The sequence below is a fragment of the Streptomyces sp. NBC_00459 genome (assembly GCF_036013955.1).
In the GTDB taxonomy this organism is placed as follows: Bacteria; Actinomycetota; Actinomycetes; order Streptomycetales; family Streptomycetaceae; genus Streptomyces.
Genome location: NZ_CP107903.1, coordinates 6,234,429 through 6,257,059, shown reverse-complemented (window position 1 = coordinate 6,257,059; position 22,631 = coordinate 6,234,429). Strand labels below are relative to the sequence as shown.

Sequence of the window (22,631 nt, the reverse complement as noted above, 5' to 3'; positions counted from 1 at the left end):
AGACAAGACGCCCAGCAGGCACCGTTCCCCGGCCTTCCTACTTCTGTCGCTCCTGCGCGTCGATCAGCGCGGCGGCGGTGAACAGTTCCACACCGACCGTGATCGCGTACTCGTCGGCGTCGAAGTCACCCTGGTGCAGGTCGCGTACCCCCCGCTCCCCCGGCCTGCGCACACCGAGCCGGGCCATCGCGCCGGGCACGTGCTCCAGATACCAGGAGAAGTCCTCGCCGCCGAGGCTCTGCGCGGTGTCCTCCACGGAGTGGAGGCCACGCCGGACGGTCATGGCGTCGCGCAGCAGCTCCGTGACGTCCGCGTCGTTGACGACGGGCGGCACCCCGCGCACGTAGGTGATCTCCGACTTGGCCCGGTAGAGGTTGGCGATCTCGTCGATCGCCGCGTGGACGAGGTCGGGGGCCTGGTGCCAGGTGTCGAGGTCGAGGCAGCGGACGGTGCCGGAGAGCTCGGCGTGCTGCGGGATCACGTTGCAGGCGTGGCCCGACTCGATCCGCCCCCAGGTCACGGAGAGCCCGCTGCGGGCGTCGACGCGCCGGGCGACGAGCGCGGGCACGTCGGTGGCGACCCGGGCGACGGCGGTGACGAGGTCGGTGGTGAGGTGGGGGCGCGCGGTGTGGCCTCCGGCGCCGTCGAGCGAGACCTCCAGGCGGTCGCAGGCGGAGGTGATGGGGCCGTGGCGCAGCCCGATCCGCCCGGCGTCGACCTTCGGGTCGCAGTGCACGGCGATGATCCGGCCCACCCCGTCGAGCGCGCCGCACTCGATCGCGTCGGCGGCACCGCCGGGCAGCACCTCTTCGGCGGGCTGGAAGAGCAGCCGCACCGGCCGCGGCAGGGCGCCCTGCCGGTGCAGTTCGGCGAGGACGAGCCCGGCGCCGAGGACGACGGTGGTGTGCACGTCGTGGCCGCAGGCGTGGGCGCGGCCGGGCACGGTGGAGCGGTACGCGCAGTCACTCTTCGTGTCCGGGATGGGGAGGGCGTCGATGTCGGCGCGCAGGGCGAGTACGGGCACGGCGGTGCCGTCGGCCCGGCCCTCGGGGTCGACGCCGATGTCGCCGATGTCACAGATGAGCCCGGTTCCGGTGGCGAGCACGCGCGGCTTGAGGCCGGCCTTCTCAAGGCGTGCCTTGATCGCGGCGGTGGTGCGGAACTCCTGGTTGCCGAGCTCCGGGTGCATGTGCAGGTCGCGTCGGAACGCGACGAGTTCGGCGCGCAACGCCTCCGGCAGCGTGCCGGCGAGCGCGGCTCCCCCGGGGAGATCGGCCTCGGACTCTCGGGACATCAATTGGTTCACCCCATGAAGGGTAGGACGCCCGGGCGGTCAACTGACCAGGATCAACAAAATTTCAACCTGTTAGAGGAAGAAAATCTGACCGCCGGAGGCATACTCACGAACTGGAATGGGTAAAATAGCGGCCCTTTCCCGGCAGCCACTTGCGTCCACCCGCGTCCAGGTTGCCACGCCGTCCACCGCGCCGACGGGACTGTCCACCCACCGAAACGGCCGGGGTCACGGCACATGAACATCGGCCCACGGTCTACGCCGCCCGCGTGAACGGCCCGTCGGCCGCACCGCTCCCGGGTAACGTGCACCCACGTGACCGCTCCGAACCAGGTGTCCGCCACGGACTCCATACAGGCCGCCGTACCGGACTCACCGGACTTCCTCCACTCCACCCGCGCGTCCTACGACGCCATGGCCGCCGACTACACAGAGCGATACGCGGACCACTTGGCGGACCTTCCCCTGGACCGCGCCGTCGTCGCCGCCTTCGCCGAGCTGGTGCGGGCGCAGGGCCCCGCGCCCGTCGCGGACATCGGCTCGGGCCCCGGCTGGGTCACCGCGAGACTGCACGCCCTCGGCGTCCCGGTGTTCGGCGTGGACCTGTCCCCGCGCATGGTGGCGCTGGCCCGCCGGGCCCACCCCGGACTCCGGTTCCACGTCGGCTCGATGACCTCCCTGGACCTCCCGGACGAGACCCTGGGCGGAGTCCTCGCCCTCTACTCGATCATCCACGTCCCGGACGCCGCCCTGCCCACGGTGTTCGCGGAGTTCCACCGCGTCCTGGCCCCCGGCGGTCATGTCCTGCTCGGCTTCCAGGCGGCTCCCGACGACGACCACATGCACCTCACGGAACGCTTCGGCCACGAGATGTCGCTGGACTACTGGTTCCGTACACCGGACAGGGTGGCCGAACTCCTGGCGAAGGCGGGCCTGACCCTGCACTCGCGTACGGTCCGCGAACCGGACGGGGACGAGACCCGGCAGCGCGCGTATCTGCTGGCGCGCAAGCCGGTGGCGTAGCCCGGGGGACGGCTTCCGCCCGCGCCCGCATCATGGGCGTATGGCTCGCCTCCGCGACATCGTCGTCGACTCGGCCCACCCCGCCTCACTGGCCCGCTTCTGGGCCGCCGCACTCGACGGGTACTCCGTCGCTCCGTACGACGAGGCCGAACTCGCGCGTCTTCGCGGGCTGGGGATCGACGGTCCGGAGGACGACCCGACGGTTCTCCTGGAACCGGTGGACGGCGGCCCCCGCCTGTGGGTCCAGCTCGTCCCGGAGCCCAAGCGCGTCAAGAACCGGCTCCACCTGGATCTGTCGGCGCCCGATCTCACCACCGAGCTCGACCGGCTCGGGACGCTGGGTGCCACCGTCTTCGCCCGCTACGACGACCATGCGGTCCTGCTGGATCCGGAGGGCAACGAGTTCTGTGTGGTGCGGGCCCCGTGAGAAGCGTCACGGGGTGAGGCGTGCCACCAGGACGTGATGTGTTCAGCAGAGACGGGGCATCGGGCGTCAGCCCGTCGCCTTCGCTTCCTTCGCCGGGTGGCCCGACTCCGTCGACACGCGCTGCACGTCCCGGGCCGACCCGGTGACGCCCGAGAGGAAACCCTGTGCCCGCGGTGACGCGTTCGCCGTGAGCCATGCCGGATCGATGTCGCAGACGGCGACCTTGACGTCCGTGCCGGCCAGGGCCAGCGGGAGGGTGTGGACGACCGTCGAGGGGAAGCTGAGGATCGTACGGCCGATGGGGCCGCGGCGGGCGATCAGCTCCAGGGGGAGGTCCGGGCGGACCACCTCAAGGCCGGTGCAGGCCGCCAGGTCGTGGAGTTTCTCGGCGCTCTCGCGGCGGTGGGCGAAGTACCGCGTCACGCCGTGGGTCTTGGCCAGGGTGCGGACCGCGTCGCGGTAGCGGTCGGCGTCGACCACGCCCGTCTCGACAAGGGACGTGCCGACCATGTCGGCGCCCTCGGAGATGAGCGGGGGGCCGAAGCGGGAGCGGGTCCAGGCGAAGTCGTTGGACGTGACCTCGACGCCCTTGGGGGTGTCCTCGATCGGCATCGAGGAGAAGATCTCGACCCGGCGTCTGCCGCCCGGGGTCAGCCGGCGGCGGGCCTTCGACGACACCGGGATGAACAGCAGGTCCCGCGCTCCGGGGCGCTGCGACTTGCGGTGCCAGCGCACCAGGCGCTCACCGCGCGCGAGTTGGGAGACGAACTCCATGGTCGCCGTGCCGTCGTCGACCACGACGAGGTCGCGGGCCTTGGTGATGTTGAGAAGTACCTGTACGTAGCGGGAGAACGGGTCCCCCATCACGATCCGCTCCGTCCTGCGCAGCAGGGGGGCGAGACCGCCGATCGTGCGGAAAGGGGCCGAGGTTCCGGCCCGCGCGTCCTCCCAGCGGACCTCGTGGCCCTCCTCGCGGGCGAGCTCGGCCATGCGGCGCAGCTGGCCCCGGGTCATCGGGTCGACCGGGGAGAGAACCACCAGGGTCAGTCCGCCACCGGTGGGTTCCCGGTGGATCTCCGGTCGACTCTGGCCTCTGCGCCAGCGGCGCGACGCCTGCCCGGGGACCCTTCCGGAGAGTTTGCCCCTTTTGCGGGCGGAAACGGCCGACGCCGGACCGCCGGCCCCCTCCGGGCTGAGCGCGTGCGCATGCACATGCGCCCATTCCAGCACGTTGAGCAGCTGGACCGGGCTCTCGACGAAGGCGAGAGTTTGGGGGCCGGTGGTACCGGCGCGTGGGCTCATCGACGTACGACCGTCGCTTCCGTGAGTACGGACTGGGGGATCCGCGTGGACGACAGTGGTCACCGGCTGGCGCCGGTGAAGCCGCTGAGTGGTGCGGATCAGGCGGTGACGGGCTCGCCCGCCGCAGCCGCGACCTCGGCGTCGGCGATGACACCGGTGACGCGACGGAGCTTCTTCATCGGGCCGATCTCGGACTCGTAGACCTTCTTGACGCCGTCGCCGAGGGACTCGGAGATGGTGCGGATGTCACGGACGAGGCGGACCAGGCCCTGCGGCTCGACGGAGGCAGCCTGGTCGGAGCCCCACATCGCGCGGTCGAGGGTGATGTGACGCTCGACGAAGGTGGCACCGAGGGCGACCGCGGCCAGCGTGGTCTGCAGGCCCGTCTCGTGGCCGGAGTAGCCGATCGGGACGTTCGGGTACTCCTTCTCCAGCGTGTTGATCACGCGGAGGTTGAGCTCCTCGGCCTTCGCCGGGTAGGTCGACGTCGCGTGGCAGAGCAGGATGTTGTCGCTGCCCAGCACCTCGACCGCGTGACGGATCTGCTTCGGGGTGGACATACCCGTCGACAGGATGACCGTACGGCCGGTCTTGCGCAGGGCGACGAGCAGCTCGTCGTCCGTCAGGGACGCGGAGGCGACCTTGTGGGCCGGGACGTCGAACTTCTCCAGGAACGCGACGGCCTCGGTGTCCCACGGGGAGGCGAACCAGTCGATGCCGCGCTTCTTGCAGTGCTCGTCGATCTGGCGGTAGTCGTCCTCACCGAACTCCACACGGTGGCGGTAGTCGATGTAGGTCATGCGGCCCCAGGGGGTGTCGCGCTCGATGTCCCACTGGTCGCGCGGGGTGCAGATCTCCGGGGTGCGCTTCTGGAACTTGACCGCGTCGCAGCCGGCTTCGGCGGCCACGTCGATCAGCTTGAAGGCGTTCTCAAGGTCACCGTTGTGGTTGATGCCGATCTCGCCGCAGATGTAGACGGGCTGGCCGGGGCCGGCGGTCTTCGAGCCGAACGAGCGCAAGCGGGTGGAGGTCATTCTGGGGGTTCCTTACTTCTTGTTGAGGGGGTCGAGAGAGGGGCCGAGGATCCAGCTGGCGATCTCTCGGATCGCGCCGTCGCCGCCGGGAACGGTGGTGACCGCGCGTGCGGCGCCGCGCACAACGTCGTGGGCGCTTGCGACCGCCACGGGCCAGCCCACGAGGGCGAAGCACGGGAGGTCGTTGACGTCGTTTCCGACGTAGAGCACGCGCTCCGGCGCGATGCCCTGCTCCTCGCACCACTGCTTCAGCGCGAGGTCTTTCCGGTCGATGCCGTGCAGCACGGGCAGCTGTAGCTTCCGTGCGCGGGCGGCGACGACCGGGTTCTGCTCCGAGGAAAGGATCAGCATGTTGAGGCCGCTCTTGCGCAGAGCGGCGATGCCGAGGCCGTCACCGCGGTGCACGGAGACGAATTCCTGTCCCTCGGAGTCGATCAGCACCCTGTCGTCTGTCTGGGTGCCGTCGAAGTCGAGTACGACCGCGTCGATGTCGTCGGCGGTCGGGAGGGCGCCGGGGCGTTCCGCGTCGAAGAGCGTCGCGAGGGCCCGGGCGCGGGCGAGGTCGTGCGGGTCGTCGATCTCCAGCACGCGGGCCGGGTCGGTGCGCACGGGTTCGGTGTGACCGAAGAAACGGTGCTTCGACCGGCGGAAGCCGGTCGCGTCCATGGCGTAGACGGCGCCGGTCTCCAGGAGGTCCTGGGGGCGGTCTTGGCGGCGGGGCCGGAAGGACTTGTCGTGATTTACGCCATAGCCGCCGCCGACGGTCACCGTTTCGGTGGCCACGGAGCCGGTGCCGCCCTCGACGGCCGTGTGCTCGCCGGGTACCGGCTGCGGGTCGTCGGCGGCGTCGCGCCAGATGAAGCCGTGGAAGGGGGCGACGGTCAGCGCGCTGTCGGCGCCGTTGTGCACGACCGCGTTGACGACGCCGTCGACGTCCTCGCGGATGATGAACGGGCTGGTGCACTGCACGAGCAGGACCACGTCGACCTTGGTGTCGTGCAGCGTCTCGTGGGCGTCCAGGGCGTGCAGGACGGCAGCCTCGGAGGTCGCGGTGTCACCGGCGATGGCGGCCGGGCGCAGTACGACCTCGGCGCCGGCCTGGCGGGCGGCGGCGGCGATCGCCTGGTCGTCGGTGGAGACGACGACGTCCGTGACCAGCTTGGCGGCGAGGCACTCGCGTACCGCACGGGCGACCAGCGGGACCCCGCCGACAGGCAGCAGGTTCTTCGCGGGCACGCCCTTGGAGCCGCCGCGCGCGGGAATCACCGCGAGCACGCGGGGCCGCGCGGTCGCTCGGCCCGCTTCCGGGTTGGACTCCGGGTTGGACATTGCCTGTACTCCTTGACGCTCTTCGCGTGCTTGACGGGGTATCCGGTGGGTCACAGCTCCCCCATCCGCCGGATCACGGGCGCGACGCGCTGCACGCCGTGCCGGTAGGCGCCGCGGGCCGCGCGACGCACGATCTGCCGCACCGCTCCCGGCTCCTTGTCGGCGGCCGGCGCCCCGGGGAGCGGAACGCCGTCGGGGCCGAGGTGGTGCCGAGCGAGAATACCCGGCAAATATCCGGGAGCCGTCATCGGTGTGTAGTACGGGGCCAGCGGCGGAAGCTTCGAGGATCCCAGAAGACGGTCGATCCTGTCGCGTGCGGCGTCGAAGGCCGTCTCGTACGAGCCATCTGCGGCGACACCTTGACGGGCCACCCACCCGGCGTCGGGAACAGGCTGGTGACCGGCGTCGAGCTGCTCCCAGGAGGCGAGGCAGCCGGAGCCGATGAAGTGGTGGTTGCCGAGCGCCTCGCGCACTCCCAGGTCGCTCAGCACGACGGTCGGGATGCTGCGGTGCAGGGACTCCAGCGCGGCCGTGGAGCTGATGGTGACCAGCAGGTCCGTGCGGTCCAGGACCTCGCCCATGTGCCCGTACACGAGCTTGAAGTTGGGCGGAAGGTCGGCGCGCTGGGCCAGTTTCTGGTAGGGCAGTTCCTCGATGTGCGTGGTGTGCTCGCCGGGCTTGGAGCGCAGCTTGAGCAGCACCTCGCGCTCGGGGTGCAGCCTGGCGTGCTGCACGAGCCGGTCGAGGAGATACGTACGGTCCTTGCGGCTCTCCGGGACGGAGGGCTGAGCGGCGAACACCACGGTGTACGGGTGACCATGCTCACCTGTGTAAGTCGCACCACCCAGGAACGGAAGTGCGACTTCGGTCACAGAGGACGAATCGGCACCGACTCCGTCGTACACGGCCTTGAAGCGGTCGGCGTCCTGGCGGGAGTTCGCGAGAACGAGGTCGGCGCCGTGCCGCAGCAGCAGCCCGTCGGCGAGCTTTTCGTAGACGACCCCGACATAGCCGGTGACGACGACGGGGCGCAGGGCCGTGTCGTCCCACACCTGCGCCAGACCGTGCAGCATCGCCTGGACGCCGCCGCCGACGAGGGCGAGCACAAGGATGTCGTACGGCTCCTCCTGGCCCATGGCCCGCAGGAACTCCAGGGCGGTCACCTCGCGGAGCGAGTCCGCCTTGACGCCGACCTCCTGGAGCTGTCGGGCGGTGGGGGTGGACCTGCCTCTGAGGAGGTAGCCGTCAAGATGAATGTCGGAATTATCAGGAGAAATACGGCTGGCTGTGAGCGCACCCCATTTCCACCGAGTGTCGGAATCGGCGAGGACGGCGACCCTCATGGGGCTCGTGGTACTGGCTGGCACGCCCAAGACCTTAAGCCGACATGGGGTGCTTCCACCCAATCCCAAGGCAACAAAGGGTTAACAAAGGGTCGCGTCGACTTGAATCAAGACGCCAAACGTGCAGAAACCCCCTTGATTCACCGGGCAGACACATGTAGTTCACCCGACATCAAACCCCGGGTAAAGTGAGACCGCCGGAGAGGCTCTAACCTCGGACTCGTGGTCAAGCTCTCCGTCATCGTGCCGTTCTACAACGTGCAGCAATACGCGCCCGACACTCTGAAGAGCCTGCGCGCCAACGCGCGCGAGGACTTCGAGTTCATCCTCGTCGACGACTGTTCTCGCGACGAGACTCCGGACATCCTCGCGCGCGCAGAGCGCGAGCTGCCGGGCGCCGTGCTGGTCAGCCACGAGAAGAACGGAGGCCTGGCCACCGCCCGCAACACCGGTATCGACAAAGCGCGTGGCGAATACCTCACGTTCCTCGACGGCGACGACTGGCTCGCGCCCGACTATTTCCCCCAACTCCTCCAATCTATTGAGGAGTTGGGCTGCGATTTCGTTCGTACGGACCATGTCCAGTGCACCGGTCGGGCGCGCGCGATCCATCGGGTCCCGCACGGCCGGCGCGGGGTCGTGATGTCGCCGCGGGACGCGATCCTGCCCACCGACCGCACCACCTCCGTCGACTACGCCTACGCCTGGGCGGGCATCTACCACCGCCGACTCGTCGACCGCGGCATCCTGCACTTCACCGACGGGCTGCGTACGGCGGAGGACCGGCCGTGGATCTGGAAGCTGCACCGGGAGGCGGAGTCGTTCGCCGCGGTGGGGCTGCTCGGCGTCTTCTACCGTCGTGGGGTCGCCTCCTCGCTCACCCAAATCGGTGATGTTCGCCAACTCGACTTCATCCGGGCCTTCGACCAGGTCATCGAGGAGACGGCCCGGGACCCCGAGGCGGATAGGCTGCTGCCGAAAGCAGTGCGCACCTACTGCGCGATCATGGCTCATCATCTCGGAGCGATCGAGAGGTTCGAACCCGCCGTGGCCCGAAAACTGCGCTCGCTGAGCGCCGCCGCGCTGAAGCGGATGCCACAGGACGTCCTCGCGGAGGCCATCGACTCGATGGACGCCCAGCGGGCCAACCGACTGCGGAAGGTGCGGCGCAGGCCCGTCTCCGCGTCCGCCGGGACGGTGTCCGTCTGATGTCCGGCAGCAAAAAGACCCGCACCACGCAGATCTTCTGTGCGTCGACGCTGTACGGCGCCGCCACACTGGCCGCCGCCCTCGACGCCGGGCTCTTCGGGCCGGCCGACCGCAGGCTGCTGCTGATCACCAACAACGCGGCCAACCCCGAGATCACCCCCGGGCTCGACGCGATGTCCGGCTTCGACCGGGTGAGCGGGCGGTTCGACGAGGTCCTGTCCTGGAACGACACGATCGCCCCCTTCCACCCCAGCGGCTGGGGCCCGCGCGCCGACGATGTCCCGCTGTGGGAGCGGCATCTGCGGCTGCTGTGGAACCTCGGTGACGACAACATCGAGCTGACTGTCGAGTCCGTGCAGGTCAACCCGGCCCTCGCGCTGTGCCAGTTGTTCACGGGCGCTCCCGTCGACGTCTACGCGGACGGCCTCATAAGTTATGGCCCCACGCGCGACAAGATCGACGCGCTGGTCGGCACCCGCGTCGGGCGCCTGCTGCACCTCGACCTCGTCCCGGGCCTCACCCCGCTGCTGCTCACCGAGTTCGGCGTACCCGCCGAACTGGTGCCGTCCGAGGCGTTCCTGAAGGTGCTCGGCGAACTCGCCGAGGCCGGGGACGAGACGGTGAACCGGGAGAGCCTCCCGAAGGGCCAGCCCGCGCTGCTGCTGGGCCAGTACCTCTCCGCGCTGGGCATCCTCACCCCGCACGAGGAGGAGGAACTGCATCTGCGCATGGTGCGCGGTGCGGTGAAGGCCGGACACCTCTCGCTCGTCTTCAAGCCGCACCCGACCGCGCCCACGGCCTGGTCTCGGTCCCTGGAGACGGAGGCGAAGAAGCTCGGCGCGGAACTCACCGTCCTGGACCGGCCCGTGCTCGCCGAGGTCCTCTTCCAGCGGCTGCGCCCCGCGCTGGTCGTCGGCTGCTTCTCGACCGGCCTGTTCACGGCCGCCGGTCTGTACGGCATCCCGGTCGCCCGGGTCGGCACGGACACCGTGCTGGAGAAGATCACGCCGTACCAGAACAGCAACCGCGTGCCCCTGACCATCGTGGACCTGCTGCTGCCGGACCTCGCGGACACCAAGGCCGTCAAGAAGTGGTCGATGCCGTCGGAGAAGCAGGTCGGCAAGAACCTGGCCGGCCTCGTCAAGGCGATCGGCTTCTGCATGCAGCCCCGGATCTATCCGCGGCTGCGCCCGGAGGCGGAGACCTACCTCTCCAAGCACCTCACCGAGCAGACCTGGCGCTACTTCAAGCGCCGCCGTCTGACCTCGCTGGCGCTGCCCGGCGCCCTGCCGTCCCAGCTGTCGTTCATCCCGCGCAACGCGACCGTACGCCGGATCGCGCGCAGGGCACGGGCGCTCAGCAGGACCGTCAAGCGGTGAACCGGCGAGTCACGAATCCGCGAACCGGTGAATCTGTGACAACGGACACTGCGAAGATTTAATCTGCCGAACGCGTCGCCCCCGTTTCGTATACGGACGGGTGGCGACGCGTAGGTGTGTGTACGCGCGGGCGTCCCTGCCCGTACGCGTGCATGCATACGTCAATGAGCTGACCGGTTGTTCATCCGTGAGAGTTCTGTGCTACCTCTTTGGCTTGCCCCTGACTCTCCTGGTTGCCGTCGATGAGTCAGTTTCTCTTGTTTCTCTTGTCCCAGCTGCGAAAGGCCACCCGATGACCGCGGCCGATCAGACCATGGCCCCCCCGCTACCGGGCCCGCCGCCGGGCCCGCGGTCCGGGAGTGCCGAACCGGCCGTTCCGCCCTCCGCCGAGGGCAAGAAGGCCCGCCCGGTCAGCCGGCTGAGGGCGCTGGACGGGCTGCGGCTGGTGGCCGCGCTGATGGTCTGCATGTACCACTTCGCCGGTAAGAACGGCACGGTCGCCGAGTCCTGGAACCAGTCGCCCGGTGTGATGTTCCCGACCCTGTCCCAGTTCGCCACCTACGGCAGCCTCGGGGTCCAGTTCTTCTTCGTCATCAGCGGCTTCGTGATCTGTATGAGCAGCTGGGGCAAGACGCTGGGCGACTTCTTCCGCTCGCGCATCGCGCGCCTCTACCCGGCGTACTGGGTCGCGCTCGTCATGGTCACCGCCGCCTCGTTCCTGATGCCGGTGGTCGTTCACCATGTGCGCGCCGACGAGTTCCTGCTCAACTTCACGATGATGCAGCAGCCGCTGGGCAGCTCGCGTGTCCTGGGCGTGTGCTGGACCCTGTGGGTGGAGCTCAAGTTCTACGTGCTGTTCGCCCTGTTCGTGGTCTGGAAGGGCGTCACCTACCGCCGTGTGGTGACCTTCTGCATCCTGTGGACGCTGGCCGGCGCCTTCGCCCGCGTCGCGGACAACCCGCTGATCTCGGAACTCACCTTCCGTGACCACGCCCCCTTCTTCATCGGCGGCCTGGCCCTCTACCTGATCCACCGTTACGGCAGCGACCTGCTCCTGTGGGGCATCGTCGGCATGTCGTACCTGCTGGGCCAGCGCTACTCGGTGACGGCGCTGTGGCACCCGGGCGCGCAGGGCGACTTCTCCCGCAACCCGTACGTGATCCAGCTGATCGTGCTGCTCGCCTTCGCCTCCGTGGCGGTGGTGGCACTGGGCTGGACACGCTGGGCGAACTGGAACTGGCTGACGATCGCGGGGGCGTTGACGTACCCCTTCTACCTGATCCACGAGCACCTGGGCTGGTTCTTCATCCGGGTCCTGCACCGCGGCTGGGGCCTCGACCCGTACCTGACGATCCTCGCGTCGGTGGCGGGCCTGCTGTCACTGGCCTGGCTGATGCACAGGTTCATCGAGAGGCCGTTCGGCTCCCGGCTCAAGCGGACGATGACGCTCCAGTCGAAGAAGCTGGGCGAGAAGCTGAAGCAGGCGTAGCGGACAGCGCACACGAGGAGGCCCGGGGTCGGACACCGACCCCGGGCCTCCTCGTTGTTCATGCCCGTCAGGACTGCGCGGCCCTGATCCTCTTCACGACCTTGCGGACCGTCGGGTTGCGCCGCAGCGTCTCCGCGCGGACCGTGCTGCCGCCGGGGAGGCGGAGGCTGGTCAGGCGGCGGCGCTTGAAGTAGTGGGCGTTCTCCGACAGATGGACCGCCAGCCAGGCGGCGACCTCGTCGCGCAGCTGCGGGTGCTTACGGGACTGCATGCAGTACCCGACCGCCTTCACCAGCGGCGACAGCCGCTCGACGAGCCCGGGATCGTCGGACGGCGTGCCGATGCTGGACGCGAGGTCGCGTTCGGCGTCGGGCAGGGCCGCGTCGATGATGGTGAGCGGGATGCGGTTGCTGTTCTCGTACGGCGTGATGCGGTCGAGGAGCGTCTCCGTGCCGACGCGGGCGACCGGGATGCCGTAGAAGGTGGCGGCGGTCATCAGCGCGGTGGAGAAGCAGCCGACGACGAGCTGCGGCTTCAGGTACGCGAACACCGTCTCGGCGAGCACCGGTTCGTTCAGCACGCTCAGGTGCACGCCGAGTTCCGTGGCGGCGCTCTGCAGGGAGGTGGAGTACGCGGCCGGGGCGCTCGGGTGCGGCTTGAACAGGACGGCCGTGTGACCGGCCTTGGCCGCGGCCCGGAGCATCCGGACGTGCAGCTCCTCCTCTTCCTCCTGGGTGATGAGGTTGATGGCGGACAGGTACTGGCCGAGGAGCACGGCCGTCGGGGGGTTCTCGGCCGGGATGCGGGCGGCCAGGATGTCGGCCCCCTGCTCCCCGATCTCGTTGAGCACGTCGACGATCGGCTCGTTGGGGATCGGCACCGGCTCCACGCCGTACTCGGCGAGGAGCAGGGGCCGAAGGCCCGGTATGAGGTCGAGGTGCAGCACGCGGGCGATGCGGCTGCTCATGCCGTGCGGGACGCGGTTGCGGGTGGGGCCGTAGCTCATCAGGCCGTCCGCGTACACGTGGATCGGGCTGTCGGCGAAGATCTCGGCGACCGCGCGTGAGGGGTTCGCCTGGATCGACTCGCAGGCGATCTCGACGGGCTCGTCACCGAGGTTCCAGGCCAGGCGTACGGCCTTCTCCCACATGATGGCGTCCTGCGCGCGGGGGGACCAGCCGGCCGGGTGGTGCGGGGAGATGAACTCGTTCCAGGAGCGCACCTCGTCGAACTCGGGCCGCAGCTTCTCGAAGCCGGCCATCCTGTCGAGCGGGGTGCCGACCTCCGGGATGGCGGCCGTGTTGCTGACGACCAGGATGCGGCGGTGGTCCTCGCGCGGGCCGAAGAGGCCGGCGCGGATCGCGGCCGTGACGGTCGCCGCGGCGTACTGCGTCGCCGAGAAGAAGATCTGGATCATGCCGCGATTCCCTTCATGCCGCCGCGCACGCGCCGCAGCAGATGGACGCGTTGCTCGCCCATCCCGATGAGGGCGGCCTGGAGCTCGTCCTCGGACATCTTGTTCAGTGCGTCGGCGCTCATCTGCCGCAGCTTGGCGGCGGTGGGCCGGTCGAACCGGCTGCGCTGGAGCAGCTGGTGGGCGATGACGACGCAGTAGTTGCGCAGCGCCTTCTTGCGCAGCAGCCCGACCTCGGGGTCGTTAGCCAGTTCGGCGAGTACGAGGTCGAAGGAGCGGAAGAAGTCCAGCTGGCGGACGTCGCCGATCTGGGTGAGGGAGGTCGTGACGCCCCGGCGGTAGAAGACTCCGCGCAGGCTGGCGACCGCGTAGGACTCGGCCCTGCGGTGCAGGTCCCAGATCCAGGGGCGGTCCTCGGCGGTCTTGAGACCGTCGTGGAAGCGCAGCAGGCCCTTGTCGAGGAGGCGGCGGTGGTAGACGCCGGCCCAGGCGTAGGGGTAGTCGACCATCGTGGTGTCGTCGACCGGGAGGATCGAGGTGCGCGGGTCCAGCGGGACGTTCCGGCGGCCCTCGGGTGCCCGGTGGACGGCCCGCTCGATGCCGTTGACCTGGACGTGGTCGGTGCGCACGAAGTCGACGTCGTGGCGCTGGACGGCGTCCACGAGGTCCTTCAGATAGCCCGGGGCCAGCCAGTCGTCACCGTCGAGGAAGGTGAGGTAGGTGCCTTCGGCCGCGTCGATGCCGGTGTTGCGGGCGGTGGCCAGGCCGCCGTTCTGCTCGTGCTGGATCACCCTGCCGTGCTTCAGCCGCTTCGTCAGCTCCAGCAACGCCTCGTAGGTCTTGTCCTTCGTCGAGCGGTCCTCGACGAAGATGAACTCGAAGTCGTCCTGGTCGTTGTTGACGAGACTCGTCACTGTGTCCGAGACATAGGTCTCGATGTTGTAACAAGGGACGATAACGGACAGTATCGGGGGACGATTGGTCACGCGCACACCTGGGCTCTCTCAGCTGCAGATTCCGCGACAGTAAGAGTTATTCGGCACCGGAAGTCAACTCGGTCCTGACCGGACAGCACCCGGAGGATGAGGGCCCGGCCGAACTCCCAGCGCATCAGGACGACTTGCCGTACGTCATCGCGTACGTCGCCCTGATCCCTGCGAGCACCAGCTCCAGCCCTTCCTCGAACTGTCGGTCGTAGTCCTGGAAGACCTCGGCGCCGGCCGCGGCCGACAGGGGAAAGTCTGCCATCCGCCGGGCCCGCTCCTCGACGTCGTACCCTTCCCGGCGCTCGCCGGGCAGTGGTTGCACGCCCTGTTCCTCCGTGACGAAGCCAATCGTATAGACGTACGCCGTCATGTTCGCGCGCACCGCCTGGGCCGGGGTGAAGCCCGCCTCGACGAAGCAGCGGAGGTTCGCCTCCATCTGGACGGCGTGCTCGACACCGGTGAAACGGGAGCCGCTGAACACCTTGGCGCCGTCGCGATAGCCGAGCAGGGCGTCGCGCAGCCCGCGGCTGGTGGCGAGCAGGCGCTCGTCCCAGGGGACGTCGGGACCGGGGGGCGGGCCGGCGACCATGCGCCGGTACATCTCGGTGGCCATCTCGTCGAGCAGGGCCTGTTTGTCCTTGAAGTGCCAGTACAGGGCGGGCGCCTTGACGTCCAGCTCCTTGGCGATGGCACGCAGGGTGAGCCCGTCGAGGCCGACCTCGCCCAGGAGTCTGAGGGCGGTGTCCGCGACGCGTTTGCGGTCGAGGGGGGCTCGGCGTTCGGGTCGTCCCGGTGTTTCCGTACTCACACTTGACAACTTAACACCGTTAAGCCCACTCTCGGAGGGCAGGGCAACTTAACGACGTTAAGGAGATGGTCGTGATGACTGACGTACTGGCTGACGTACGGACTGACGTACTGGTGGTGGGCGCGGGTCCCACCGGACTGGCGCTCGCCGTGGACCTCGCACGGCGTGGGGTGGACGCGGTGGTCGTGGAGCGGTCCGAGTCGCTGTTCCCCGGGTCGCGGGGCAAGGGCGTCCAGCCGCGCACGATGGAGGTCTTCGACGATCTGGGGGTGGTGGACGCGATCCGGGCAGCCGGTGGCCCGTACCCGGTCGGGATGATCTGGCAGGACGGCAGGCGGGCGGGCGAGCACCGGATGTTCGACCCGGCGGAGGAGACGGAGGAGGGCGGGGTCTCGCCGTACGGCGCCGAGCCGTGGATGGTGCCGCAGTGGAGGACTCAGGAGATCCTGTCCGCCCGGCTGACGGAGCTGGGCGGTCGGGTGGAGTTCGGCCGCGAGGTCGTGGGGTTCGAGCAGGACACGGAGGGTGTGACGGTCGGCTTCGCCGCCGGTGCGCCGGTCCGGGCGCGGTACGTCGTCGCGGCCGACGGTGGCCGCTCGACGGTCCGCCGGGCGCTGGGGATCGGGATGACGGGCGAGACGGTCGACCCGAACCCGATCCTCGTGGCGGACGTGCGGATCACCGGCCTGGACCGAGACAACTGGCATGTCTTCCCGCCCCGGGCGGACGGCACGGGCTTCCTCGCGATCTGCCCCCTGGCCGGGACGGAGGACTTCCAGCTGGTGGCCCAGTTCCTGGACGGGGACCACCTGGACCTGTCCCTGGAGGGCATCCGCAAGGTCGCCGCGGCCCGCACGCACCTTGCCCCCGAGGACGTGACCGAGGTCCGCTGGGTCTCGGACTTCCGCCCGCGCGCCGCCCTGGCGGACAGCTTCCGCTCCGGCCGGGTGTTCCTCGCCGGGGACGCCGCGCACGTCCACTCCCCCGCCGGGGGCCAGGGACTGAACACCAGTGTCCAGGACGCGTACAACCTGGGTTGGAAGCTGGGCGTAGTCCTGAGGGGTGATGCGCCGGAACACCTACTGGCCACGTACGAGGAGGAGCGGCGACCGATCGCCGCGCGGATGCTCGGCATCTCGACGGGCGTCCACCGGGGCGAGATCGGGCGCGGTGAGGCGACCCGGCAGCTCTCCGTCGGCTACCGCGACTCGTCACTGACGGTGGAGACCCGCCCGGCCCCGGGCCCGGTCCACGCCGGCGACCGCGCCCCGGACGGCACGGTGGACGGCGTACGCCTCTTCGACACGTTCCGCGGCCCGCACTGGACCCTCCTGACGGTGGGCACGGCCACCTCCCTGCCGCCGCTCCCCGTCCCCACGGTCCGCCTCCTCTCGTACGAGGCATACGGCACCGGCGTGTTCCTCGTCCGCCCGGACGGCTACGTCGGCTGGGCGGGGGCGACGGCGGAGGGGCTGCGGGAGTACGCGGTGGGCGTGGGCGCCCTCAACTAGACGCTGCCGGCCAGCGACAGTTTCACGGCGAAGCCGACGAACAGCGCGCCCGCCGCCGAGGTTGCCCCCGCAGACAGACGCCGACGGCGCCGGAAGACGGCGGCCAGCCTGGTCCCGCCAAATATCAGCGCGGTGAGATAGAGGAAGCTGGCGAGCTGGGCGAAGGCGCCGAGGACGACGAAGGAGACGGCCGGGTAGGCGTATCCGGGGTCGACGAACTGAACGAAGAAGGCGACGAAGAAGAGGATCGCCTTCGGGTTGAAGAGGCTGATGACGAGGGCACGGCGATAGGGCTGCTCGTCGGCGCCGGTGGGCGCGTCCTGGACCTCGGCCTCTTCCCGCCGGGTGCGCCACATGCCCCGGGCGGCTCGCAGCATGCCGATCGCGAGCCACAGCAGATAGCCGGCGCCCGCGAACTTCACGATCCCGAACAGCAGGGCGTTCGTCTGGAGCAGAGAAGCGACGCCGGCCGCGGAGAGGGTCATCAGCACGGCGTCCCCGCACCAGACGCCCGCAGCGGCCGTGTATCCGACGCGGACGCCTCGGCGGGCGGCGACGGAAAGGACGTAGAGCGAGTTGGGGCCGGGGAGCAGGACGATCAGGACCAGGCCGGTCAGATACGTGGGGAGGTCGGTTATGCCGAACATGGGGGGAGTGTCGCACGGGGGTACGACGCTCCGGGTTGAGATTTCGGTCAGTCGCCGTCAAGGAGGGTGTCCACGCAAAGGCCGAGGGTGACGCCGACAGATTCGGGGACGAGGAAGTCCTGGCCGCGTTTGAAACGCTGGGGCACGTCGTACTTCCCGTTCACCGGGTCCTGGTAGAGCAGCACCTCGTCGTGTTTGCGGTTGACCACGATGTAGACGGGAATCCCGGCTTCGGCGTAGCACTCGACCTTGGGGCCGAGGTCGTCGGACCAGTTCGAGGACGTCACTTCCACAACCAGGCGGAAGACATTCGGGGCGTAGCAGTTCTTCTGGACGAGGGCGTCCCGGAAGTCCTCGTCGACGACGGAGAAGTCGGGGATCGAGTAGTCGTCGGCCGCAGTAGGAAGCCACAGGCCGATGCCCTGGACATACCTGAGCCCGGCCTTCCGGGCTCCAGCCCCTCCAAATGCTTCGACAAGCCAAGTCAAAGACAGCGCGTGAGAGCCGTCCGGCGGTGGTGTCACAGTGAGTCTCCCCTGGAGAATCTCCACGCGGTGCCCAGGCAGTGCACGGGAGAGCTGGTCGGCGGCTTCGCCCAACGTCAGCTCGTGCTGCAGTACGGCCACGGCATCCTCCTTTTCAGGGCTCACACTTCACGAGCGTAACCGGGGGCGTGCACTTTCCCCTTCCGATCACCAATTCGGATGAATCGCCCAGCTCAGAGGGCATCGGAAGGCGCGGCGGGACTGCACAGCGGTTCGACGGGTAGTCCCGACGCCGATTCACGCGTCATGGTGTGTGCCTCGGCGTAACTTGCTTGGGGGTCAGGTGATGAGCTTCGGGGGGTCCGGCTTGCGTACTACGGGCATGCGAAAGGTGATGTTCGCCGTTCTCACGGCTCTCGCCCTGGGCGGCTGCACGGTGCAGACCACGGACCCGGACGGCGACCCCCGGTCGCCCGTGCACATCCAGGTCTCGCACCCGCCCGCCGACGACAGACCCGGCGACACGGCCACTCCGGCGCCGAAACCGACCCCTACCCCGACCCCGAAGAGGGAGACCCGCGTTCCCTCACCGCCCGCCCCTGTTCTCTGGTCGCGCGGTGACAGCGGGCGGGACGTGCGCGAACTCCAGGCGCGGCTGCGTCAGGTCGCCTGGCTCTACGACGGGCCGACCGGGTCGTACGACGATCTGACGGAGAGCGCCGTCAAGGGCTTCCAGGGCAAGCGCGGGCTGCCGCGCACCGGGAGGACCGACACGGTCACCTGGCAGCGCCTGCTGCGGATGACGCACGAGCCCGGACAGTGGGAGCTGTATCTGATGGGCGGGCAGCCGGCCGCCTACCCCGACCCGCGCTGTCTCAAGGGCCGGGTGCTGTGCATCAGCAAGACGAGCCGGACACTGCGCTGGATGATCGACGGCCGGACCGTCTCGACGGTGGCCGTGCGGTTCGGCAGCCAGTACACGCCGACCAGGGAAGGCGTCTTCCACGTCTACTGGAAGTCCCGTTACCACGTGTCGACGCTCTACGACTCCCCGATGCCCTACGCGATGTTCTTCAGCGGCGGCCAGGCGGTCCACTACTCCGCCGACTTCGCCGCCCGCGGCTACGGCGGCGCCTCGCACGGCTGTGTGAACATCCGGGACGAGACGGCGATCGCCGCGATCTTCGCCGAGGTGAGCAACGGCGACAAGGTCGTCGTCTACTGGTGAGCCCGCGGTGGCGAGGGGATCTGGGGCGCGGACGGGACCGGGGGAACGTGTCCCGCCCGCGCCAGGTGCACGAGCCGAAGGTACGGGGGGAACCCCCGGCTCTGTGCGAGGAACCGATGACCAGTCGGCTCACCTTCTACTGCGTCGGCGTCGCCGAAAGTGTCACACCCGGCACGTGAGAACTTCGCCGGCACATGTCCGCGCAGGTCGGAGCGGTGCGCTGCGGTCAATACCGGCGCGGTGCCGTGCGACGCGTGTGGAGAGGTGCGCCCCGGGGCGTACGGGGCTCAGGTGCCCTTCGGCAGCGGCAGGACGCCGTACGACGGGTCGGCTTCCGGTGCCGGATCGCTCTGGCGCTCGTCCGCCCTGAGCGCGGCGAAGGACGTCGGTGTGGGGGTCGGCTTCGCCGCGGCCCGGCCGCCGTGTCCCCCGCCGCCTCCGCTTCCGCTGCCGTGGCCGTTTCCACCGCCGCCGTTGCCGCCGCTCACGCCGTTGCCCCCGCCGCCGGTGTCACCGGCGCCGTTCTGGCCGTCCTCGGGGCCGGTGTCTCCCCCGCCCGCACCGGTGCCGGTGCCGGTGCCCGTGTCGGCGTTCGAGCGGACGGCCGGTTCGTCCCGCAGGGCGTCCTCGCAGTACTGCGGCACCTTCCTGGAGCCCTTGGCCGCCCTTTCCAGGGCCCGTCTGCGCTCCGCCTCCAGTTTCTTGCCGCTGCGGATGTCGCGGCAGGACAGGGCGAGCCCGCTGCGCCAGTCGCCGGGCAGGCCCAGGTCGGAGCGGGACCCCTGGCCCCCGCCGGTCGGGCTCTCCTGGGGCTCGGCGCGCCCGGTGGTGCCCTTGCCGAAGGAGCCACCGGCCGTGCTGTCGGGCCTGAGGGACGGGACGCCCTTGCCCCGGGTCGCGTCCGGCGACGGCGAGGCCAGCATGGGGTCGCGTGACTCGCCGGCCGACACGGTGGCGGCCGGGCGGCCGGGCTCGTCCCCGCTGAACGGGTTCGGCAGGACACCGGCACCGGCGGCCATCGCGACCGAGCCGACCATGCCCGCGGCCAGCGCGGCCCCGAGCCCCAGCCGCAGGGGACGGCCCCAGCGGGCCGCACGGGCGCCCCTCCGGGGGGAGGCACCGGAACGCCCGAACCCGCCCACCCGTACGAGGCCCATGTCCGAGCCAAGGTCCGGCGCGGGCAGCTCGGTGGTCGCGGGGGCGCCGGTGGTGAGGTCCGGGACCGGGCGGGCCTTGCGGAACGCGGCCAACGCGGCGGCCTCGCCGGGGAGTTCGGCACTGCCCGGCGGAATGTCCACGGAGAGCGCGCCCAGGGTCTTGGCGAGCAGCTCGGCCTGGTCGCGGGCCTCGGGGCCCGCCGACTCCAGTGAAGCCTCCAGCGGCTCCCCGCTCAGCAAACGCTCCGCCGCAGCGCGGTCCAGCCACCTGTACGGGTCGTCGTCGGCCATCACATGTCCTTCTGCGTCCGCGAACGCATATGCGTCACACCGGCCGACGACACCGCACGTCCGTGCGGTTCCCGTGGGGGCGGCAGCGCGTCGAGCGCGGCGGTCGCGTCCGGGTCCGCCCCGAGCAACTCCGCGAGCCGTCTCAGACCGCGGTGCGCCGCCGTGCGGACGGCTCCGGGGCGTTTTCCGAGGGTCTCGGCGGCGGTCTTGGCATCGAGGCCGACGACCACCCGCAGGACGACCGCCTCGGCCTGGTCCTGGGGCAGCTGGGCGATGAGGGAGAGGGTGCTGTCGGTGGCCAGCGACTCCATGGCCTCGCCGGCCGTGTCGGAGTCGGCGGCCCGGCCCGACAGTTCGGTCTCGTCGCCGCCTATGGCCGGGCGGCGTCCGCGCATCCGTATGTGGTCGAGGGCGCGGTTGCGGGCTATGCGCGCGGCCCAGCCCCGGAACCGGTCCGCGTCCCCGTTGAACCTGTCCAGGTCACGGGCGATCTGGAGCCAGGCCTCGGACGTCACGTCCTCCGCGTCCGGATCGCCGACCAGCGTCCGCACGTACCCGAGCAGCCGTGGGTGCACCGCGCGGTACACAGTCCGGAACGCGGTCTCGTCCCCGGTCTGTGCCGCAAGCACCGCGGTGGTCAGCTCCGCGTCGTCCCCCTGCACCGCGCACACCTCAAGACCTCAGTGGATGCAGTTGCCTGTCGTCCGCAGCCTGTAGCGAAAAGCACGTTACGGCGTGAAAGCGGTCCTCGTCCATGTCCGTACAACGTGCAACTAACTCGTGACGCGGTGACGGTGTGACAGAAAACGCACGCGCGGCGCTGTAGGAGATACGGGCCGCCGCGCGGCCCGTGCCGCGCGACGGCCGGGGCCTCTCCTGTGGGGGGTGGCGGCCCCGGTCGTTGCCATCGGCGGCCGACAGAACCCCCCGTTGTCGCGGGACCCTCCCTCATCGCCAGTCGTCCCGCCGCCGGGTGCGCGCCACCTTGTGCGCGCCGGAGTCCCGGGCCAGGAGGAAAGCGGCGATCGCCTTCCGCTCCCCGTCGCCGGTGGTGTCGTCCTCCCGTGGGCCCGGGCCTTCGCGCAGGGCGGCGGCGAGCAGTCCTGCCAGGCGCCTCTGCGATCGGCGACCTGTCGTGTCGTCGGTGTTCACGTCGGTTCCCCCATCGATTCCCCCAGTTGCCGGGCGAGGCGTTTCAGGCCCCGGTGTGCGGCCGTGCGTACCGCGCCGGGGCGTTTGCCGAGGACGCGGGCGGCGGCCGGGGCGTCGAGTCCGACGACCACGCGGAGCAGGACCGCCTCGGCCTGGTCGCGCGGGAGTCCGGCGATGAGCCCGAGGGCGTACTCCGTGGAGAGGGTCTCCAGGGCCTGGTCGGGGGTGCTGTGCGGGCCGGGCAGGTCCAGTACGTCCTGTTCGAGCGCCGTCCCCTGGGGCCGTGTCCGTCTGCGGCGCAGCAGGTCGAGGGCGCGGTTGCGGGCGATGGTCGCCGTCCAGCCGCGGAAACCGGCGCCGTCGCCCTTGAAGCGGCCCAGGTCGCGGGAGATCTCCAGCCAGGCCTCGGACGCCACGTCCTCCGCCTCGTCGCCGACGAGCCCGCGCAGATAGCCGAGGAGTCCGGGCTGTACGAGCCGGTACGCGACCGCGAAGGCCGCCTCGTCCCCGTCCTGGGCCCGCGCGACGACGTCGCCCAGCTCCGCGTCGCGCATCTGTGTCCGGCGGGGTTCCCGTCGTCCCTGGCCCAAGCGCTGTCCTCGTCCGTACCGGCACACCGAGTGCGAGTACGGGTTCGACTCCCCGTCCCCATGGGCATCTGCGCCGCCCGGCACGGAAACGTCACTGCTCGCGCCGGTTCAGACCGCCGTCGCGTCCCGGCACAGCAGCCGCAGCGAGCCGTGTCCGGCGAAACAGCGGCGGGCCTCGTCGACCGGGTCCCACAACCGTCCGTCGGCCGTACGGACCCAGTGCCCGCCGCCCGACTCCAGCCACTCCGCGCCGCCTTCGGTCCGGCGCACGATCACCTCGCCCGCGTATGCCCCGAAGCCGCGCAGCACTGATTCCACGGCGGCGTACGGCGTCTGCTCGCGGCGGAGTTCCTCGATCATCCGGTCGGCGCGCCACAGACTCTGGGTCGAGTAGTCGAGGCGCAGCCGGGCGCCCTCGCGCATTGTCGCGACGGTGTCGGCGGCCCAGCGCACGGGTTTCGCGGCGGCCTGCGGACGGGTCGCTCGGGCTGCTCGTTCTGGTGCTCGGTGTGCTGTCACATTCCAGGAAAGCG

The 22,631-nt window shown here is 70.1% G+C and carries 22 protein-coding genes; 7 read left to right on the top strand and 15 right to left on the bottom strand.

Annotated features, from left to right (window positions below):
* Positions 1–37: 37 nt before the first annotated feature.
* The gene (locus OHN74_RS27675; protein ID WP_327697293.1) at positions 38–1,294 is read right to left on the bottom strand and encodes an amidohydrolase; all 1,257 of its coding nucleotides are present in this window, start codon (positions 1,292–1,294) and stop codon (positions 38–40) included.
* A gap of 315 nt (positions 1,295–1,609) precedes the next feature.
* On the opposite strand from OHN74_RS27675, the gene OHN74_RS27670 reads away from it, so the two are divergent.
* Together OHN74_RS27670 and OHN74_RS27665 are read left to right on the top strand one after the other, a co-directional pair.
* Positions 1,610–2,317 carry a class I SAM-dependent DNA methyltransferase gene (locus OHN74_RS27670; RefSeq protein ID WP_327697292.1) on the top strand — a complete coding sequence of 236 codons (708 nt, stop codon included), beginning with the start codon at positions 1,610–1,612 and terminating at the stop codon, positions 2,315–2,317.
* A 40-nt stretch (positions 2,318–2,357) separates the two neighbouring features.
* Positions 2,358–2,744, top strand: a complete 387-nt coding sequence (locus OHN74_RS27665; protein WP_327697291.1) for a VOC family protein — start codon at positions 2,358–2,360, stop codon at positions 2,742–2,744.
* A 66-nt stretch (positions 2,745–2,810) separates the two neighbouring features.
* On the opposite strand, the gene OHN74_RS27660 is transcribed toward OHN74_RS27665, so the two are convergent.
* From OHN74_RS27660 to OHN74_RS27645, 4 genes are all read right to left on the bottom strand, one after another.
* Entirely contained in the window at positions 2,811–4,046 is a 1,236-nt protein-coding gene (locus tag OHN74_RS27660; protein ID WP_327697290.1) for a hypothetical protein, read from the bottom strand.
* A 98-nt stretch (positions 4,047–4,144) separates the two neighbouring features.
* Entirely contained in the window at positions 4,145–5,080 is a 936-nt protein-coding gene (locus OHN74_RS27655) for an N-acetylneuraminate synthase family protein (protein WP_327697289.1), read from the bottom strand.
* Between the two features lie 12 nt (positions 5,081–5,092).
* Entirely contained in the window at positions 5,093–6,409 is a 1,317-nt protein-coding gene (locus tag OHN74_RS27650; protein WP_327697288.1) for an N-acylneuraminate cytidylyltransferase, read from the bottom strand.
* Between the two features lie 50 nt (positions 6,410–6,459).
* Entirely contained in the window at positions 6,460–7,776 is a 1,317-nt protein-coding gene (locus tag OHN74_RS27645) for a DUF6716 putative glycosyltransferase (protein WP_327697287.1), read from the bottom strand.
* Positions 7,777–7,974: 198 nt separating this feature from the next.
* Between OHN74_RS27645 and OHN74_RS27640 the strand changes: the two genes are divergently transcribed.
* The 3 genes from OHN74_RS27640 (at position 7,975) to OHN74_RS27630 (ending at position 11,829) form a co-directional block, all read left to right on the top strand.
* Entirely contained in the window at positions 7,975–8,961 is a 987-nt protein-coding gene (locus OHN74_RS27640) for a glycosyltransferase family 2 protein (RefSeq protein WP_327697286.1), read from the top strand.
* Complete coding sequence (locus tag OHN74_RS27635) at positions 8,961–10,340, top strand: polysialyltransferase family glycosyltransferase (protein WP_327697285.1); 1,380 nt, start codon at positions 8,961–8,963, stop codon at positions 10,338–10,340. Before OHN74_RS27640 ends, OHN74_RS27635 begins: the two co-directional genes overlap by 1 nt.
* A gap of 292 nt (positions 10,341–10,632) precedes the next feature.
* The gene (locus OHN74_RS27630; RefSeq protein WP_443060458.1) at positions 10,633–11,829 is read left to right on the top strand and encodes an acyltransferase family protein; all 1,197 of its coding nucleotides are present in this window, start codon (positions 10,633–10,635) and stop codon (positions 11,827–11,829) included.
* A 67-nt stretch (positions 11,830–11,896) separates the two neighbouring features.
* Here the strand turns inward: OHN74_RS27630 and OHN74_RS27625 are convergent, their stop codons facing one another.
* The 3 genes from OHN74_RS27625 to OHN74_RS27615 all read right to left on the bottom strand — a co-directional run bounded on the left by OHN74_RS27625 (position 11,897) and on the right by OHN74_RS27615 (position 15,037).
* Positions 11,897–13,246 carry a polysialyltransferase family glycosyltransferase gene (locus OHN74_RS27625; protein WP_327697283.1) on the bottom strand — a complete coding sequence of 450 codons (1,350 nt, stop codon included), beginning with the start codon at positions 13,244–13,246 and terminating at the stop codon, positions 11,897–11,899.
* Positions 13,243–14,229 (bottom strand): glycosyltransferase family 2 protein, encoded by a 987-nt coding sequence (locus OHN74_RS27620; protein WP_327697282.1) that lies wholly within the window; start codon positions 14,227–14,229, stop codon positions 13,243–13,245. The genes OHN74_RS27625 and OHN74_RS27620 overlap by 4 nt, the downstream gene beginning before the upstream one ends.
* Before the next feature lie 124 nt (positions 14,230–14,353).
* Complete coding sequence (locus OHN74_RS27615; RefSeq protein ID WP_443060457.1) at positions 14,354–15,037, bottom strand: TetR/AcrR family transcriptional regulator C-terminal domain-containing protein; 684 nt, start codon at positions 15,035–15,037, stop codon at positions 14,354–14,356.
* A 74-nt stretch (positions 15,038–15,111) separates the two neighbouring features.
* Here OHN74_RS27615 and OHN74_RS27610 point away from each other — a divergent pair, with 74 nt between their 5' ends.
* On the top strand, positions 15,112–16,548 hold the full coding sequence (locus tag OHN74_RS27610) for an FAD-dependent oxidoreductase (protein ID WP_327697280.1): 1,437 nt from the start codon (positions 15,112–15,114) through the stop codon (positions 16,546–16,548).
* Here OHN74_RS27610 and leuE read toward each other — a convergent pair.
* Both leuE and OHN74_RS27600 read right to left on the bottom strand, forming a co-directional pair.
* On the bottom strand, positions 16,545–17,195 hold the full coding sequence (gene leuE, locus OHN74_RS27605; protein WP_327697279.1) for a leucine efflux protein LeuE: 651 nt from the start codon (positions 17,193–17,195) through the stop codon (positions 16,545–16,547). The genes OHN74_RS27610 and leuE overlap by 4 nt on opposite strands.
* A 47-nt stretch (positions 17,196–17,242) precedes the next feature.
* Positions 17,243–17,821, bottom strand: coding sequence for a Uma2 family endonuclease (locus tag OHN74_RS27600; protein WP_327697278.1), 579 nt, complete (start codon positions 17,819–17,821; stop codon positions 17,243–17,245).
* Between the two features lie 241 nt (positions 17,822–18,062).
* Between OHN74_RS27600 and OHN74_RS27595 the strand changes: the two genes are divergently transcribed.
* Positions 18,063–18,908, top strand: a complete 846-nt coding sequence (locus OHN74_RS27595; RefSeq protein ID WP_327697277.1) for a L,D-transpeptidase family protein — start codon at positions 18,063–18,065, stop codon at positions 18,906–18,908.
* 287 nt (positions 18,909–19,195) lie between these two features.
* Here the strand turns inward: OHN74_RS27595 and OHN74_RS27590 are convergent, their stop codons facing one another.
* The 5 genes from OHN74_RS27590 to OHN74_RS27570 form a co-directional block, all read right to left on the bottom strand.
* The gene (locus OHN74_RS27590; RefSeq protein ID WP_327697276.1) at positions 19,196–20,356 is read right to left on the bottom strand and encodes a hypothetical protein; all 1,161 of its coding nucleotides are present in this window, start codon (positions 20,354–20,356) and stop codon (positions 19,196–19,198) included.
* The gene (locus OHN74_RS27585; protein ID WP_327697275.1) at positions 20,356–21,018 is read right to left on the bottom strand and encodes an RNA polymerase sigma factor; all 663 of its coding nucleotides are present in this window, start codon (positions 21,016–21,018) and stop codon (positions 20,356–20,358) included. The genes OHN74_RS27590 and OHN74_RS27585 overlap by 1 nt, the downstream gene beginning before the upstream one ends.
* Positions 21,019–21,304: 286 nt before the next feature.
* Complete coding sequence (locus tag OHN74_RS27580; protein WP_327697274.1) at positions 21,305–21,508, bottom strand: hypothetical protein; 204 nt, start codon at positions 21,506–21,508, stop codon at positions 21,305–21,307.
* Positions 21,505–22,098, bottom strand: a complete 594-nt coding sequence (locus OHN74_RS27575; RefSeq protein ID WP_327697273.1) for an RNA polymerase sigma factor — start codon at positions 22,096–22,098, stop codon at positions 21,505–21,507. The genes OHN74_RS27580 and OHN74_RS27575 overlap by 4 nt, the downstream gene beginning before the upstream one ends.
* Before the next feature lie 108 nt (positions 22,099–22,206).
* Complete coding sequence (locus tag OHN74_RS27570; RefSeq protein ID WP_327697272.1) at positions 22,207–22,617, bottom strand: hypothetical protein; 411 nt, start codon at positions 22,615–22,617, stop codon at positions 22,207–22,209.
* Positions 22,618–22,631: the final 14 nt, after the last annotated feature.

Excerpts from the sequence above, each read along its gene's own strand:
- OHN74_RS27625 (WP_327697283.1), bottom strand. The coding sequence starts at position 13,246 with ATGATCCAGATCTTCTTCTCGGCGACGCAGTACGCCGCGGCGACCGTC.
- OHN74_RS27650 (WP_327697288.1), bottom strand. The coding sequence starts at position 6,409 with ATGTCCAACCCGGAGTCCAACCCGGAAGCGGGCCGAGCGACCGCGCGG.
- leuE (WP_327697279.1), bottom strand. The coding sequence starts at position 17,195 with ATGTTCGGCATAACCGACCTCCCCACGTATCTGACCGGCCTGGTCCTG.
- OHN74_RS27660 (WP_327697290.1), bottom strand. The coding sequence starts at position 4,046 with ATGAGCCCACGCGCCGGTACCACCGGCCCCCAAACTCTCGCCTTCGTC.
- OHN74_RS27590 (WP_327697276.1), bottom strand. The coding sequence starts at position 20,356 with ATGGCCGACGACGACCCGTACAGGTGGCTGGACCGCGCTGCGGCGGAG.
- OHN74_RS27610 (WP_327697280.1), top strand. The coding sequence starts at position 15,112 with ATGACTGACGTACTGGCTGACGTACGGACTGACGTACTGGTGGTGGGC.
- OHN74_RS27675 (WP_327697293.1), bottom strand. The coding sequence starts at position 1,294 with ATGTCCCGAGAGTCCGAGGCCGATCTCCCCGGGGGAGCCGCGCTCGCC.
- OHN74_RS27595 (WP_327697277.1), top strand. The coding sequence starts at position 18,063 with ATGCGAAAGGTGATGTTCGCCGTTCTCACGGCTCTCGCCCTGGGCGGC.
- OHN74_RS27630 (WP_443060458.1), top strand. The coding sequence starts at position 10,633 with ATGACCGCGGCCGATCAGACCATGGCCCCCCCGCTACCGGGCCCGCCG.
- OHN74_RS27635 (WP_327697285.1), top strand. The coding sequence starts at position 8,961 with ATGTCCGGCAGCAAAAAGACCCGCACCACGCAGATCTTCTGTGCGTCG.
- OHN74_RS27655 (WP_327697289.1), bottom strand. The coding sequence starts at position 5,080 with ATGACCTCCACCCGCTTGCGCTCGTTCGGCTCGAAGACCGCCGGCCCC.
- OHN74_RS27665 (WP_327697291.1), top strand. The coding sequence starts at position 2,358 with ATGGCTCGCCTCCGCGACATCGTCGTCGACTCGGCCCACCCCGCCTCA.